Here is a 16,070-nt window from a genome sequence, read left to right as displayed (position 1 = left end):
CCGCCGCGATTTTGGCGGCGGGCCGTAGCCGGGTAACGTCATCCGTCGCGCGCCAACCGGCGCGCGACGAATTTTTTTCATCCCCGGTGGCTGGCCGTGCGCGGTCGGCATCCGGACGGGTGGCCGCAGGCCCCGGCATCATGGCGGCGGCGAGCCCGGTAACAAGGAAGAAGGTCCCCGATGCCCCCGAAGAAGAAGCTCCAGGCGATCATCAAGCTGCAGATCCAGGCCGGCCAGGCCAACCCGGCCCCGCCGGTCGGCCCGGCCCTGGGCGCCCACGGCGTCAACATCATGGAGTTCTGCAAGGCGTACAACGCCGCCACGGAGAACCAGCGCGGCAACGTCGTCCCGGTCGAGATCAGCGTCTACGAGGACCGCTCGTTCGACTTCACGCTGAAGACCCCGCCGGCCGCGAAGCTGCTGCTGAAGGCCGCCGGCCTGCAGAAGGGCTCCGGCGTCCCGCACACCGACAAGGTGGGCACCGTGACCATGGACCAGTGCCGCGAGATCGCCGAGCAGAAGAAGCCGGACCTCAACGCCAACGACATCGAGGCCGGTGCGAAGATCATCGCCGGCACCGCCCGCTCCATGGGCATCGTCGTCGAGGGCAAGTAATCCCCCCCGCGCCGCCCCGCACCCCGGGGTGGCGTCCATTGACCGTGGCAGGGCCCGCTTCGGCCCGCACCACAACTCCAACGAGAAGATTGGAATCACCATGAGCAAGCAGTCCAAGGCCTACAAGGCCGCCGCCGAGAAGATCGACGCCGGTCGTCTGTACTCGCCGATCGAGGCCACCAAGCTGGTCAAGGAGACCTCCTCGCAGAAGTACGACGCTTCCGTGGACGTCGCCATCCGCCTGGGCGTCGACCCGCGCAAGGCCGACCAGCTGGTCCGCGGCACCGTCTCCCTGCCGAACGGCACGGGCAAGACCGTCCGCGTCGCCGTTTTCGCCGCCGGCGAGAACGCCACCAAGGCGGAGGAGGCCGGAGCCGACTTCGTGGGCACCGACGAGCTGATCGAGAAGATCCAGGGCGGCTGGACCGACTTCGACGTCGCCATCGCCACCCCGGACCAGATGGCCAAGGTCGGTCGCGTCGCGCGCGTCCTGGGCCCCCGCGGCCTGATGCCGAACCCGAAGACCGGCACCGTGACCACCGACGTGGCCAAGGCCATCACCGAGGTCAAGGGCGGCAAGATCTCCTTCCGCGTGGACAAGGCGTCGAACCTGCACGCCCTGATCGGCAAGGCCTCCTTCACCGCCGAGCAGTTGGCCGAGAACTACGGCGCCCTGCTCGACGAGCTGCTGCGCCTGAAGCCGTCCGCGGCCAAGGGCAAGTACCTGAAGAAGATCACCCTGTCCTCCACCAACGGTCCGGGCATCCCGGTCGACTCCTCCGTGGTGAAGAACTACACGGGCGCCGAGGAGGCGTAAGTCTCCTGCGGGGGTGATGCCCCGCTTCGGCTCCGGACCCGGCCCGCGCTTTTTCGCGCGGGCCGGGTTTTTGCGTCATTCCGGCCCCCGCGGCCCCGTCGGGCGCATATGTTTTTCCCATGCACACTAGTTCCGGCCGACCCGGGGGTCAGCCCCGAGGGGATCGAGAGGAGAGCGGGGCCCGCGAGGCGTCCGCGCTTCGGGCGATCCTTCGGTTGGCGGAGCTTGACGACGGTTCGGGGTTCGTGCTCGAGGAGCTGGAAGCTACTCTCGCCGGACTCGACGACGATGTCCGGGATCTGCCGTCGGTTCGCGTGGCGGCCGAGCCTTTTCTCGCGGAAGTGCGGTTGGGCCTCGGCGACGACGGTCCGGTGGCGACGCTGCTGGAGGAGTCGGTCGACAGGGCCCTGGCGGGTGATGCGGCGTCGCGGGTGGTCGTGCTCCGGGTGCTGAGGGCACTGGTCCGGATGGACGCGGTGGAGTTGCGCGACGTCGTCAAGCATCTGCACAAACGGGTGAACGGAGCCGACCGGGTGCTGGCCACCGGGCTGCAGCTCGCCGTGGCGGTGCTCGACGCGGTCGGGCCGGGCGCTCACCCCCTGGCGTTTCCCCGGCTGCCGGGACGGTTCGCCGACCGGGTGCTCATGGCCGGCGACCCCGAGTTGCTGTGCTTTTTCGCCGACGTCGAAATCGCCGTCCACGGTCGCGAAAAGGACGACCGGCGCATCGCGGAGGAATTGACCCGGGCAGCGGAACTGAACCGTGAGTCGGGGCGACAAGCGACGGGCGGGGCGGGTGCCACGTCGGGGCCCGGCTGCGGGGGAGACCGCAAGACCGGTCGCGCCGACGATTTTGGAGATGCGGACCCCGGCGTGTAAGGTTCCGCAATGAAGTTTGACCGGCTCCTTCGGGAAGTCGGAGACTCAAGTTTCACCGAAGACCGCCGGTTTCCTGGTTTCCAGGATGAAGGTTCAGCGCACACGCTGACGGCCCGCGCAGGATGACTTGGAGTCGTGAAACCGCGTCGGAATCGCCGCGCCTCTTTTCACGCCCCGGCCGTTTTGCGCCCGGGGCTTTCGTCGTTTCGCACCGAATCCGGCGTCGAACCCACGACACATCAGGAAGGAGGCGAGAGTACCCATGGCAGTCAACGCCGTTAAGCAGGCGGCCGTCGCGGCCCTCAAGCAGGACGTCGACGAGTCGAACGCCATCGTTCTCACCGAGTACCGCGGCATGTCCGTCGCGGAGATCACCGAGCTGCGTCGCGCCCTCGGCGCCGACGTGAAGTACTCCGTCGCCAAGAACACCATGATCAAGCTCGCCGCCGCCGAGGCGGGCGTCGAGGGTCTTGACGAGCACCTCAACGGACCGACCGCCGTCGCCTTCATCAAGGGCGAGGCCGTGGACGCGGCCAAGGCGATCAAGAAGTTCGCCGAGGACAACAAGAACCTCGTGATCAAGGGCGGCTACATGGATGGCGCGGCCATGGACGCCGCGCAGTTCCAGGCCCTCGCGGACATGGACAACCGCGAGACCACTCTGGCCAAGCTGGCCGGTGCCTTCAATGGCGTTCTGGCGAACGTCGCCGGCCTGCTCGATGCCCCCACCTCCTCGGTCGCCCGCCTCGCCGCGGCGCTCGAGGAGAAGAAGCAGTAGAGCACCGGCACCACAGACCCCACACCGCGTGCCCCGACCGGGCCCGCACCCCGCGGTTCACGCCGCACTTGACTTCACAGGAGACACATCATGGCTAAGTACACCACCGAGGAGCTGCTCGAGGCGTTCAAGGAGATGACCCTCGTTGAGCTGACCGAGTTCAAGAAGGCGTTCGAGGAGGAGTTCGACGTCACCGCCGCCGCTCCGGTCGCCGTGGCCGCCGCCGGTGCCGGCGACGCCGGTGCCGCCGCCGCCGAGGAGAAGGACGAGTTCGACGTCGTGCTCGAGGACGCCGGCGCCAAGAAGATCGGCGTCATCAAGGCCGTCCGCGAGCTCGTCTCCGGCCTGGGCCTGAAGGAGGCCAAGGAGATGGTCGAGGGCGCCCCGAAGGCGATCCTCGAGGGTGCGTCCAAGGACGACGCCGAGGCCGCCAAGGCCAAGCTCGAGGAGGCCGGCGCCAAGGTTTCCCTCAAGTAAGGAACCTGCGCCGCGGCATCCCCGCGCCAGCTTTTTCGCCGGACCCCGCCCGCATGCCAATCGCATGCCGGCGGGGTCCGGTCATTTTGCATGGGGTATTCGTGCGGTGGGGAAGTGACGGCTGAGTAGGATGGTGCGCATGCTTCCCCGTTCGCGCATCATTGCCGTCCTGATCATCGGTCTCGGCGCGGCGATGATCGCCGCCGGCGCTTTCCTGCCCCGCCTGATCTCCGATGATCCGAAGATCCCCCTGGATCTGCCGGACACCACATACACCCTGCGGGCGGAGGATGCGGTCTCCACGAAGCTGTCGCCGGACGGCGGCAGGGAAGACGCCGTCGGCCCGGTTCGGCGTCAGTTCCATGGCGAGCTGATCCAGCCCGCCGACGAGCAGCGGGTGTCGGTGCGCCTGGGCGCCGCGACGACCCGCGAGCTGCCGCCCGAGGTGATGGGCACCGACCCGATCCTCGAACTCGTCGACGCCTCGATCTGGACGTTCACCATCGACCGTCTTGGTGGCGAATTCCTGGGTCCGGCGATGCTCACCGACCAGATGGCCGGCGTGCCCATCGAGGTGCCCGTCGAGGGGTACTGGGTGAAGTTCCCGGCCGGCGCCGGCGAGGAAACCTACCCGGTGTTCGACGATTTCCTGCGCCGCACCGTGCCCGCCGAGTACGCGGGCACCGAGGACATCGGCGGCAACGAGGTCATGCGCTACCGCCAGACCATCGAACCGACGAACCTGGCCGCGCTGTACCGGTCGAACATGTCGCAGATCTTCGCCGACGACAAGACGGGCTTCCTCATGTACCAGGGCACCCGCGACTGGCTGGTCGAACCGGACAGCGGCATGGTCGTGGGCATCCACGAGGACCTGGACTTGCGCTGGGAGACCCGCGAGGGGGAGCGGCTGCGCACGCTGCTGCGCTTCGTCGGCGGCGTCGATGAACAGGCCTCGGCCCGACTGCTGCAGCAGGCGCTCGACGTCGCCGACACGACGCCCGTGCGCCCGTGGTCGATTGCGCTTCTGGTGATCGGTGCTATCTTGGCGTTCGGCGGAACCGTCGGCGCCTTCCGGCCCGACGAACGCACCCGCGAAAACGACCGGAAACGGCGCGGCGGTGCAGCGGGCGAAAAGACCCGCGAACGGAAATGGACCCTCGAGGCCGGCGATCCAGCGCCCCGGCCCTGATCCGATCCGGCCGCTCACCCCGCCTCCGATCCGGCGGCCCCGGGTCCCGTCGAATACACCTCGCCGACATCGAACGCTCACCGTCCGGATGTCGGCCGGACACGCGCACGCAATATCCGGTGGACTTGCGGCCTGTGATGGTATAGGCTGAGTCGTTGCGCTGGAATTAGGTGTGTCGTAGTGTCCCCACTTGACGTGCCGTCTGGAACCACGGTGGCGTCGCAAAGCCCATGAACTGGTGTTTTGCCACCCCCGCCCCGTTCCCGACGAGCATCGTCCGCAAGGCTCTGCCCGCCACCGTGTGATTCCTGCAAACCAAACGCTTAAAACCAAGCGGAAGGGCGCGCCACCGGTTGCCGGCGCCCCACCCGCGTGAGGTGCTGGAAGGACCCATCTTGGCAGTCTCCCGCCAGACCAAGGCAGTGGCCGGTATTCCCGGAGCTTCGAAGAGGTACTCTTTCGCGAAGATCAGCGAGCCGATTCCGGTTCCGGGTCTTCTCGATCTGCAGCGTGAGTCGTTCGCATGGCTCATCGGCACGCCCGAGTGGCGCGCCCGCCGCCAGGAGGAACTCGGTGAAGGGGCTCAGGTCACCAGTGGACTCGAGGACATCCTGGACGAGCTGTCCCCGATCGAGGACTACTCGCAGAAGATGTCCCTCACCCTGTCCGACCCCTGGTTCGACTCCGTGAAGAACACGGTGGACGAATGCAAGGACAAGGACATCAACTACTCGGCGCCGCTGTACGTCACGGCCGAGTTCACCAACCGCGAGACCGGCGAAATCAAGTCGCAGACGGTCTTCATCGGCGACTTCCCGATGATGTCCGACAAGGGCACGTTCATCGTCAACGGCACCGAGCGCGTCGTCGTGTCGCAGCTCGTGCGATCCCCGGGCGTCTACTTCGACGAGACCATCGACAAGTCGACCGAGCGCCCCCTCCACTCCGTGAAGATCATCCCGTCGCGCGGCGCGTGGCTGGAGTTCGACGTCGACAAGCGGGACACCGTCGGCGTCCGCATCGACCGCAAGCGCCGCCAGCCGGTCACCGTGCTGCTCAAGGCCTTCGGCTGGACCACGGAAGAGATCAAGGAGCGCTTCGGCTTCTCCGAGATCATGATGTCGACCCTCGAGAAGGACGGCGTCGCCAACACCGACGAAGCCCTCCTGGAGATCTACCGCAAGCAGCGCCCGGGCGAGCCCCCGACGCGCGAGTCCGCGCTGGCCCTGCTGGAGAACAACTTCTTCAAGCCGAAGCGCTACGACCTGGCCAAGGTCGGCCGCTACAAGGTCAACCGCAAGCTGGGCCTCGGCGGCGACGGCGTCGGCGAGATGGTCCTCACCGAGCAGGACATCGCCACCACCATCGAGTACCTCGTGCGCCTGCACGGCGGCGAGAAGACCATGACCTCCCCGGACGGCCGCGAGGTCCCGGTCGAGGTCGACGACATCGACCACTTCGGCAACCGTCGCCTGCGCACCGTGGGCGAGCTCATCCAGAACCAGGTCCGCGTCGGCCTGTCGCGCATGGAGCGGGTCGTCCGCGAGCGCATGACCACCCAGGACGTCGAGTCGATCCAGCCGACCACCCTGATCAACGTCCGTCCGGTCTCCGCGGCCATCCGCGAGTTCTTCGGCACGTCGCAGCTGTCGCAGTTCATGGACCAGAACAACTCGCTGTCGGGCCTGACCCACAAGCGCCGCCTGTCCGCGCTGGGTCCCGGCGGCCTGTCGCGCGAGCGCGCCGGCCTGGAGGTCCGCGACGTCCACCCGTCGCACTACGGCCGCATGTGCCCGATCGAGACCCCGGAAGGCCCGAACATCGGCCTGATCGGTTCGCTGTCGGTCTACGCCCGCGTGAACCCGTTCGGTTTCATCGAGACCCCGTACCGTCGCGTCGTCGACGGCAAGCTGACCACCGACGTCGACTACCTGACCGCCGACGAGGAGGACCGCTACGTCGTCGCCCAGGCGAACACGCCCGTCGACGCCGACGGCCAGTTCGTCAACGACACGCTGCCGGTCCGCAAGAGGGGCGGCGACGTCGAGGTCGTCCGCGCCACCGAGGTCGACTACATGGACGTGTCACCGCGCCAGATGGTGTCGGTCGCCACCGCCATGATTCCGTTCCTCGAGCACGACGACGCCAACCGTGCCCTCATGGGCGCGAACATGCAGCGTCAGGCCGTGCCGCTGCTGCGCGCCGAGGCCCCGTTCGTGGGCACCGGCATGGAGCAGCGCGCCGCCTACGACGCCGGTGACCTGATCATCGCCCCGTGCGACGGCGTGGTCGAGACCGTGTCCGCCGACTTCATCACCGTCATGGACGATGAGGGCCAGCGTCACACGTTCATCCTGCGCAAGTTCGAGCGCACCAACCAGGGCACCAGCTACAACCAGAAGCCGCTCGTCGACGAGGGCGACCGCGTCGAGGCCGGCCAGGTCATCGCCGACGGCCCGGGCACCGACAACGGCGAGATGGCGCTGGGCAAGAACCTGCTCGTGGCGTTCATGCCGTGGGAAGGCCACAACTACGAGGACGCGATCATCCTCAACCAGCGCATGGTGGAGGAGGACATCCTCACCTCGATCCACATCGAGGAGCACGAGATCGATGCCCGCGACACCAAGCTGGGCCCGGAGGAGATCACCCGCGAGATCCCGAACGTCGGCGAGGACATGCTCAAGGACCTCGACGACCGCGGCATCGTCCGCATCGGCGCCGACGTCCGCGACGGCGACATCCTCGTCGGCAAGGTCACCCCGAAGGGCGAGACCGAGCTGACCCCGGAGGAGCGCCTGCTGCGCGCCATCTTCGGCGAGAAGGCCCGCGAGGTGCGCGACACCTCGATGCGCGTGCCGCACGGCGAGTCCGGCAAGGTCATCGGCGTCCGCGTGTTCTCCCGCGAGGACGACGACGATCTGGCCCCGGGCGTCAACGAGATGATCCGCGTCTACGTCGCCCAGAAGCGCAAGATCCAGGACGGCGACAAGATGGCCGGCCGCCACGGCAACAAGGGCGTCATCGGCAAGATCCTGCCGCAGGAGGACATGCCCTTCCTGCCGGACGGCACGCCGGTCGACATCCTGCTGAACACCCACGGCGTGCCCCGCCGAATGAACATCGGCCAGGTCCTCGAGGTGCACCTCGGCTGGCTGGCGAAGGCCGGCTGGACCATCGAAGGCGACCCGGAATGGGCCAAGCGTCTGCCGAAGGAGCTGTACGACGTTCCGGCGGACTCCCTCGTGGCGACCCCGGTGTTCGACGGCGCGGAGAACGAGGAGCTCGCCGGCCTGCTGGCGTCGTCCCGTCCGGACCGCGACGGCGACGTCCTGGTCAACGCCGACGGCAAGGCGCAGCTGATCGACGGCCGCTCCGGTGAGCCGTTCCCGTTCCCGGTGTCGGTGGGCTACATGTACATGCTCAAGCTGCACCACCTGGTGGACGAGAAGATCCACGCGCGTTCCACGGGCCCGTACTCGATGATCACGCAGCAGCCGCTGGGCGGTAAGGCCCAGTTCGGTGGCCAGCGTTTCGGCGAGATGGAGGTGTGGGCCATGCAGGCGTATGGCGCCGCCTACACCCTGCAGGAGCTGCTGACCATCAAGTCCGACGACGTCGTCGGCCGCGTGAAGGTCTACGAGGCGATCGTGAAGGGCGAGAACATCCCGGATCCGGGTATCCCGGAGTCGTTCAAGGTGCTCCTGAAGGAGCTCCAGTCGCTGTGCCTCAACGTCGAGGTGCTGTCCGCCGACGGCGTCCCGGTGGAGCTGAGCTCCACCGACGACGACGAGCTGGACCACGCCACGGCCTCTCTGGGCATCAACCTGTCGCGCGACGAGCGTTCCGACGTCGATACCGCCTAACCGCGGCATTCGGCGCGGGCGCGCCCCGCTCGCACGAAACAACCCAATTCAAGTACGCACATTCACGCACACTCACGAAACCCCGTGACCACGTCCGGGGGAAAGGGACAACAGGTGCTCGACGTCAACAACTTCGACGAGCTTCGGATCGGGCTCGCCACCGCAGACGACATTCGCCGCTGGTCGCGCGGCGAGGTCAAGAAGCCCGAGACCATCAACTACCGCACCCTCAAGCCGGAGAAGGACGGTCTGTTCTGCGAGCGGATCTTCGGCCCGACCCGTGACTGGGAGTGCGCCTGCGGCAAGTACAAGCGCGTCCGCTTCAAGGGCATCATCTGCGAGCGCTGCGGCGTCGAGGTGACCAAGTCGAAGGTTCGCCGTGAGCGCATGGGCCACATCGAGCTGGCCGCGCCGGTCACGCACATCTGGTACTTCAAGGGCGTTCCGTCGCGCCTGGGCTACCTGCTGGACCTGGCGCCGAAGGATCTCGAGAAGATCATCTACTTCGCGGCGAACATCATCACCTCCGTCGACGAGGAGGCCCGCCACAACGACCAGACCACCCTCGAGGCGGACATGCTGGTCGACAAGAAGATGGTCGAGGACGACCGCGACCAGGAGCTGGCCGAGCGTGCCCAGATGCTGGAGGAGGACCTCGCCGAGCTCGAGGCCGCCGGCGCGAAGGCCGACGCCCGCAAGAAGGTGCAGAACGCCGCCGAGCGCGAGATGAAGCACATCCGCGAGCGCGCCCAGCGCGAGCTGGACCGCCTCGACGAGATCTGGAACACCTTCATCAAGCTCGAGCCGAAGCAGATGGTCATCGACGAGGGCATCTACAACGAGCTCGTCGACCGCTACGAGGATTACTTCACCGGCGGCATGGGCGCCGAAGCGATCCAGACGCTGATCCGCAACTTCGACCTCGCCGCCGAGGCGGAGTCGCTGCGCGAGATCATCCGCGACGGCAAGGGCCAGAAGAAGCTCCGCGCCCTCAAGCGCCTGAAGGTCGTCGCCGCGTTCCTGCAGTCGGGCAACGACCCGGCCGCCATGGTCCTCGACTGCGTCCCGGTGATTCCGCCGGAGCTGCGCCCGATGGTGCAGCTCGACGGTGGCCGTTTCGCCACCTCGGACCTCAACGACCTCTACCGTCGCGTCATCAACCGCAACAACCGCCTCAAGCGCATGATCGACCTCGGCGCGCCCGAGATCATCGTGAACAACGAGAAGCGCATGCTGCAGGAGTCGGTCGACGCGCTGTTCGACAACGGTCGCCGCGGACGCCCGGTCACCGGTCCGGGCAGCCGTCCGCTGAAGTCGCTGTCCGACCTGCTCAAGGGCAAGCAGGGCCGCTTCCGCCAGAACCTGCTGGGCAAGCGAGTCGACTACTCGGGCCGTTCGGTCATCATCGTCGGCCCGCAGCTGAAGCTGCACCAGTGCGGTCTGCCGAAGCTGATGGCACTCGAGCTGTTCAAGCCCTTCGTCATGAAGGAGCTGGTGGCCAAGGAGTACGCGCAGAACATCAAGTCGGCCAAGCGCATGGTCGAGCGTCAGCGCCCGGAGGTCTGGGACGTCCTCGAAGACGTCATCACCGGCCACCCGGTGCTGCTCAACCGTGCCCCCACCCTGCACCGCCTGGGCATCCAGGCCTTCGAGCCCGTGCTCGTCGAGGGCAAGGCCATTCAGCTGCATCCGCTGGCCTGTGAGGCGTTCAACGCCGACTTCGACGGTGACCAGATGGCCGTGCACCTCCCGCTGTCCGCGGAGGCGCAGGCCGAGGCCCGCATCCTCATGCTGTCCTCGAACAACATCCTGTCGCCGGCATCCGGCAAGCCGCTGGCCATGCCGCGACTGGACATGGTCACCGGTCTGTACTTCCTGACGCTGGAGAAGCCCGAGCAGCCGGGCGCCCACGCCGACGCCACCGAGGATCAGCCGGAGCAGGGCATCTACGCTTCCCCGGCCGAGGCCATCATGGCGTACGACCGCGGCGCGATCGGCCTGCAGACACCGATCAAGGTGCGCATCTCGCACCTGCGTCCGCCGGCCGACGTCGAGGCCGAGCACTTCCCCGACGGTTGGGAGAAGGGCCAGATCTGGACCACCAAGACCACCCTGGGCCGGGTCATGTTCAACGAGCTGTTGCCGTGGAACTACCCGTACGTCGAGGGCGTCATGGCCAAGAAGCCGCAGGCGGCGATCATCAACGACCTCGCGTCGAAGTACCCGATGATCACCGTCGCGCAGACCGTCGACAAGCTCAAGGACGCCGGTTTCTACTGGGCGACCCGCTCCGGCGTCACCATTGCCATGTCGGACGTTCTGGTTCTGCCGAACAAGAAGGAGATCCTGGACTCCTACGAGCAGAAGGCCGACACGATCGAGAAGAAGTTCCGCCGCGGCAAGCTCTCCGCGGCCGAGCGCCACGAGTCGCTGGTCAATCTGTGGAAGGCCGCGACCGCGGAGGTCGGCGAGAAGGTCGAGGGCCTGTACCCCGACGACAACCCGATCCCGATGATCGTGAAGTCCGGCGCCGCCGGCAACATGGGCCAGATCCACTCCCTGGCCGGCATGAAGGGCATGGTCACCAACCCGCGAGGCGAGTACATCACCCGCCCGATCAAGACCTCGTTCCGTGAGGGTCTGTCGGTTCTGGAGTACTTCAACAACTCGCACGGTTCCCGCAAGGGCCTCGCCGACACCGCCCTGCGCACCGCCGACTCGGGTTACCTGACCCGTCGTCTGGTGGACGTCGCGCAGGACGTCATCGTCCGCGAGGAGGACTGCGGCACCACCGCCGGCGTCGACGTCACCATCGGCGAGCACGTGCTCGGCGCCGACGGCAAGCCGACCGGCGAGCTGCGCCGCGCCCAGTACGTCGAGACCTCGGCGATCGCCCGCTACCTGGCGGCCCCGGTCGTCGACGCCGACGGCAACGAGATCCTGCCGACCGGCACCGACCTGCGCGACGAGGAGATCACCGATCTGCTGTCCCGCGGCATCGACACCGTCAAGGTCCGCTCGGTCCTGACCTGCAACACGCCGACCGGCGTCTGCGCCACCTGCTACGGCCGTTCCATGGCCACCGGCAAGATGGTCGACATCGGCGAGGCCGTGGGCATCGTGGCCGCGCAGTCCATCGGTGAGCCGGGCACCCAGCTGACCATGCGCACGTTCCACCAGGGCGGCGTCGGCGGCGACATCACCGGCGGTCTGCCCCGAGTCCAGGAGCTGTTCGAGGCCCGCGTGCCGAAGAACCGCGCCCCGCTGGCCACGGCCACCGGTCGCGTGCGCCTGGAGGAGGACGACCACTTCTTCACGCTGACCATCGTCCCGGACGACGGGTCCGACGAGGTCGTCTTCGACAAGCTGTCGAAGCGCCAGGGTCTCGCCGAGATCACCGTCGACGGCCGCCGCCGCGCCATCCGCGACGGCGACACGATCGAGATGGGCATGCAGCTGATGAAGGGTGCCGCGGACCCGCACGAGGTTCTGCGCATCCGCGGTCGCCGCGGCGTGCAGCACCACCTGATCGAGGAAGTCCAGTCGGTCTACCGCGACCAGGGCGTGGCCATCCACGACAAGCACATCGAGGTCATCGTCCGTCAGATGCTGCGCCGCGTCACCGTCATCGACTCCGGTTCGACCGAGTTCCTGCCGGGTTCGCTGGTGGAGCACTCGGAGGCCGTGGCCGCGTCGCGTCAGGCGGTCGCCGAGGGCGGCAAGGCCATCCAGATGCGCCTGGAGATCATGGGCATCACGAAGGCCTCGCTGGCCACGGATTCGTGGCTGTCGGCCGCCTCCTTCCAGGAGACGACTAAGGTGCTGACCGATGCCGCGATCAACAAGCGCTCCGACAAGCTGATCGGCTTGAAGGAGAACGTGATCATCGGCAAGCTGATCCCGGCCGGCACGGGCATTTCCCGTTACCGCAACATCGCGGTGGAGCCGACCAAGGAGGCCGCCCGTCAGGCCGCCGCCCTGTTCGGTTCGCTGGGCGAGGGCTTCTACGGTGCGGAGGACACCTACGCCGAGCCGACCGGTCGCGCCGTCCCGCTGGACGACATTCCGTACGACCAGTAAGCGGCTGCGTCACGACGACTAACCCCCGCCTCCCGGCGAAAATGCCGGGGATCGGGGGTTTCGTCGTCGCATGGGCCGGGAGACGCGGGGCCGGCGTAAGCGCAGCGCCCGTCGCTTACTCGAGTTCGAGTCCGCCCCGGCGGGGGACGCGGCGCACCTCGACGCCGCCCATGATGGCGACGCCGGTGATCCGGACGCTCGGCGCGTCGGGTGGCAGATCGTGGCCGGCGATGACGACGTCGCGGGAGCGGGAGCTGTCGAAACCGCCCATGATGCCGGTTCCCTCGACGCTGACCCGCATGTCTTCGGGGACGATGACGTCGATGCCGCCCATGATGGCGACGGCCACGATTTCCGTGTGCCGGGATTCGAAGCGGGCGCGGCGCAGGTCGATGTCGATGCCGCCCATCACGGCCATGGAGACGTGGGTGGGAGGGCAGAGCCAGTCTCCGTTGCGGTCCGCGCCGAACATGACCGCGGCACTGAAGGCGGAGCCGCCCTTTTCGCCGGTGACGTGCTGCTTGGACACTGCGGCGAGGTCGCGTGACGACGGCCCGGCGACGTCGTGGAATGGCCCGGGGGCGGGAGCGGCCGCGGGGCGGTACGGGGAGACGGCGCCAGCCGATGCGGAATCGGTGGTGCCGTCGATGATGGCGCGGGGATCGGCGACGAGGTCGGTCAGTGGGCCGGTGAGTTCGTCGCGGGTGCGGGCCGCCCAGACGCGGCTGGTGCGTTCGTCGAATTCCGTGACGTCGATCTGGCCGCGGCCGAGCGCTTCGGAAAGTTCATCGGCGACTCGACGTCGTTCGTCGTCGGTGGCCCGCAGCGGGGGTACGGCGCCGTCGTGGGCGGCGTGCGGAGTCGCGGTGTGCTCCATGCCGGTGGCGTCGTCGTCACGCGGGTCGTCGTCTGCGCGGGTGTCGTCGGTGCCGTTCGCATCCATGTCGCCAGTGTAGGTTCGACTCGGCGGATTTGCGGGGCGAGCGGGGAGGGAAGAATCCGGAGTAGGGCTCGGGCGGGGCGGGAATGTCCCGGAGTTGGGCTCCGGAGTGCGGAGAGCGGGGCGGGCCGGATCGCGCGGCGCTGGGCCGGGGAGTTCCCGGCCCAGCGGCGTCAGGCGGCGCGCAGCTCGGCGCGTTCGGAGAACTCGGCGCGCAGCGTACGGCCGAATTCCCACCAGGAGCACTTTGCCCGCGACCAATCGTCGGGGAGCACCTGGAGCTGGGCGACGAACAGGGCGTGGCGCTGCTCGTCGGTGAGATCGGTCGGCGAGGCGCCGGACGGCTCGGAATTGTTGTAGTAGACGTCGAACATGGCGGTCACCTCTTGGTTTCAGATAGCGCATGCGATTGCGGCATGCGATGGCGGTCACACCCGGTTATCCGGGTTAGCCGTCAAAGTTACACCGACCAAAAGGTAAACGCAAGGTTAACTCGCAGTAAACGCCCATCCGCGTGTCGCGGATGGGCGTTGCATTGCTCGGGTTTCGGTCCCCCGGCGGGGATGTGCCCGCCCGCCGAATGGTGCGGCGGGCGGAGGATCGCCGCGCTACCGGTCGGCCTTGAGGGCCTTCTGCGTCTCGCGCTCTTCGCGGATGACGTCGCGAAGAATCTTGATGATGCTGCGCCAGCTGCCCTCGAACGTCGAGATGTCGTCCGGCAGCGCCTGAATCAGCTCGTGGCGCTGCTCGGCGCGGCGCTCGGCGAGCTCGGCGCGGATGGCGTGGATGCTGCTTTCGGCGTCCGCGAGCATCTTCTCCAGCTCGTCGATCGACGCGGTGTCGATGTCGGGGTGTTCCTCGTTCCGGATGGGGGCGTTCGTCATGGTGTGCTCCTGATGCGTGGTCGGCGGAATTAGGTGAACAGGACCTTGATGAGGATGGTCAGGGCCGGGATGATGATGAAGACCGTCAGCACCCAGGCGACCGCCAGGATCTTGCGCTCGGCCGCGACCCGGGCCAGCGTCTCGGCGCCGATCAGGGGGAGGCTGCGCAGGAACGGCAGCCCGTAGATGATGAGGATGCCGAAGATGTTGAACAGAGTGTGGACCAGGGCGATGGTCAGGGCCAGCTTCGCGCCGTCGCCGGTGACGGCCATCGCGGCGATGAGCGCGGTGACGGTGGTGCCGACGTTCGCGCCCAGCGTCAGCGGGTAGATCTGGCGCGTGGTCAGGGCGCCGGAGCCGGCGAAGGGAACCATCACCGACGTGGTGACCGACGACGACTGGACGGCGACGGTGACCGCCAGGCCCGCGCCCATGGCGGTGAGGGGGTGGCCGCCGACGGACTTCTCCAGGATGGTCTTGGCCTTGCCGACCATGATCAGCTGCAGGATCTTGCCCAGCCAGGAGACGGCGAAGAAGATCATGGCCACGCCGAGCAGGATGGTCACGGTGCCGGCGATGACGTCGGATCCCGGCAGCATGCCGGTCAGGCCGTCGAGCCCGATGACGTCGACGACCGGGTCCGTCAACGTGCCGACGAGATCCGCCTGGCCAGGGTCCGGCAGAACGGTGCCGAAGAGCTGGTCGGAAACCCAGGAGGCGCTCTTCTGGATCGGGTGGAAGAAGATCTCCAGCGGCAGCAGGACGATCACCGCGAAGAGGTTGAAGAAGTCGTGGACCGTCGAAGCGGCGAAGGCGCGTCGGAACTCGTCCTTGTGGCCGGCGTGGCCGAAGGAGGCGAGCGTGTTCGTCACCGAGGTGCCGATGTTGGCGCCCATGATCATGGGCACCGCGACCTCGAGGGGCAACGCACCCGCGCCGACGGCGGTGACCACCAGCGTCGTCGTGGTCGACGACGACTGGATGATCGCGGTGGCCAGCACGCCGACGAACAGCGCGATGAACGGATTGGTGGCGAAGTCGAACAGTCCCTCGGCGGCGTCCTTGCCCAGGCCCTTGAATCCGTCGCCGATGACGCCGATGGCGACGATCAGCATGTACAAGGTGCCGATGGCAAGTAGCGTAAGAACCCACTTCGGCAAGCGCTGCAGCCCCTCGGGGACCTCGCTGGCGGCGACGTCCTCGCCGTGATCGGCGGTCATCGTCGCGGTGGCGCCTGCGGAAAGGGTGTCGTCGGCCGGAACCTGGGCGTCGTCGCCCGGGTGTCGGGAAGTCGTCATCGTTTCTCTATTCCTGGTCTCGCGGGTGTCCCCGGTGGTTTCGGGGGAAAGCGTGCGGGTCCGTGCGTCGCCCTGGTCGTGCCCGGGCACACGTGGCCGAGAGTATCGCGCGACAAGGTATACCAATGACGGCAAATAGTTGAACGGCAGGTTAACAAACACGGTTCTCCGGGGTGATGTGCGTCCCATCGGCACGAAGAAGCGGCGGAAGCCGTGATGGCTTCCGCCGCTGAGGATTTCGGCGT

Annotated in this window: 12 protein-coding genes; 8 read left to right on the top strand and 4 right to left on the bottom strand. The window is 67.6% G+C overall.

Translation table 11 applies throughout. From position 1 onward, the window contains the following. Positions 1–180 precede the first annotated feature (180 nt). The 8 genes from rplK to HMPREF3121_RS10670 all read left to right on the top strand — a co-directional run bounded on the left by rplK (position 181) and on the right by HMPREF3121_RS10670 (position 12,703). Entirely contained in the window at positions 181–615 is a 435-nt protein-coding gene (gene rplK, locus HMPREF3121_RS10705; protein WP_070523280.1) for a 50S ribosomal protein L11, read from the top strand. A gap of 100 nt (positions 616–715) precedes the next feature. Then, entirely contained in the window at positions 716–1,432 is a 717-nt protein-coding gene (rplA, locus tag HMPREF3121_RS10700) for a 50S ribosomal protein L1 (RefSeq protein WP_035121382.1), read from the top strand. A 119-nt stretch (positions 1,433–1,551) separates the two neighbouring features. Then, positions 1,552–2,310 carry a hypothetical protein gene (locus tag HMPREF3121_RS10695; RefSeq protein ID WP_141743081.1) on the top strand — a complete coding sequence of 253 codons (759 nt, stop codon included), beginning with the start codon at positions 1,552–1,554 and terminating at the stop codon, positions 2,308–2,310. Between the two features lie 262 nt (positions 2,311–2,572). Next, the gene (gene rplJ, locus HMPREF3121_RS10690) at positions 2,573–3,088 is read left to right on the top strand and encodes a 50S ribosomal protein L10 (protein WP_070523274.1); all 516 of its coding nucleotides are present in this window, start codon (positions 2,573–2,575) and stop codon (positions 3,086–3,088) included. A gap of 90 nt (positions 3,089–3,178) precedes the next feature. Beyond that, on the top strand, positions 3,179–3,565 hold the full coding sequence (gene rplL, locus HMPREF3121_RS10685) for a 50S ribosomal protein L7/L12 (RefSeq protein WP_035121373.1): 387 nt from the start codon (positions 3,179–3,181) through the stop codon (positions 3,563–3,565). A 139-nt stretch (positions 3,566–3,704) separates the two neighbouring features. Further along, positions 3,705–4,757: a cell envelope lipid trafficking protein PgfA gene (locus HMPREF3121_RS10680; RefSeq protein WP_083291652.1), complete on the top strand. Its 1,053-nt coding sequence runs from the start codon at positions 3,705–3,707 to the stop codon at positions 4,755–4,757. Positions 4,758–5,134: 377 nt separating this feature from the next. After that, entirely contained in the window at positions 5,135–8,623 is a 3,489-nt protein-coding gene (locus tag HMPREF3121_RS10675; RefSeq protein WP_070523301.1) for a DNA-directed RNA polymerase subunit beta, read from the top strand. A gap of 114 nt (positions 8,624–8,737) precedes the next feature. After that, the gene (locus HMPREF3121_RS10670) at positions 8,738–12,703 is read left to right on the top strand and encodes a DNA-directed RNA polymerase subunit beta' (protein WP_070523268.1); all 3,966 of its coding nucleotides are present in this window, start codon (positions 8,738–8,740) and stop codon (positions 12,701–12,703) included. Positions 12,704–12,818: 115 nt separating this feature from the next. On the opposite strand, the gene HMPREF3121_RS10665 is transcribed toward HMPREF3121_RS10670, so the two are convergent. The 4 genes from HMPREF3121_RS10665 to HMPREF3121_RS10650 all read right to left on the bottom strand — a co-directional run bounded on the left by HMPREF3121_RS10665 (position 12,819) and on the right by HMPREF3121_RS10650 (position 15,825). Further along, a complete protein-coding gene (locus HMPREF3121_RS10665; RefSeq protein WP_246816135.1) occupies positions 12,819–13,646 on the bottom strand; it encodes a DUF1707 SHOCT-like domain-containing protein in 828 nt (275 codons plus the stop codon). A 170-nt stretch (positions 13,647–13,816) separates the two neighbouring features. Continuing rightward, positions 13,817–14,017, bottom strand: a complete 201-nt coding sequence (locus HMPREF3121_RS10660; protein ID WP_141743080.1) for a hypothetical protein — start codon at positions 14,015–14,017, stop codon at positions 13,817–13,819. Between the two features lie 234 nt (positions 14,018–14,251). Further along, positions 14,252–14,527: a hypothetical protein gene (locus tag HMPREF3121_RS10655; RefSeq protein ID WP_070523263.1), complete on the bottom strand. Its 276-nt coding sequence runs from the start codon at positions 14,525–14,527 to the stop codon at positions 14,252–14,254. Between the two features lie 29 nt (positions 14,528–14,556). Further along, positions 14,557–15,825, bottom strand: coding sequence for a Na/Pi symporter (locus HMPREF3121_RS10650; RefSeq protein ID WP_209654249.1), 1,269 nt, complete (start codon positions 15,823–15,825; stop codon positions 14,557–14,559). Positions 15,826–16,070 lie beyond the last annotated feature (245 nt).

Source organism: Corynebacterium sp. HMSC11E11 (assembly GCF_001807025.1).
In the GTDB taxonomy this organism is placed as follows: Bacteria; Actinomycetota; Actinomycetes; order Mycobacteriales; family Mycobacteriaceae; genus Corynebacterium; species Corynebacterium freneyi.
The sequence above is the reverse complement of the archived record's forward strand: the minus strand, read 5'-3'. Positions and strand labels throughout refer to the sequence as shown.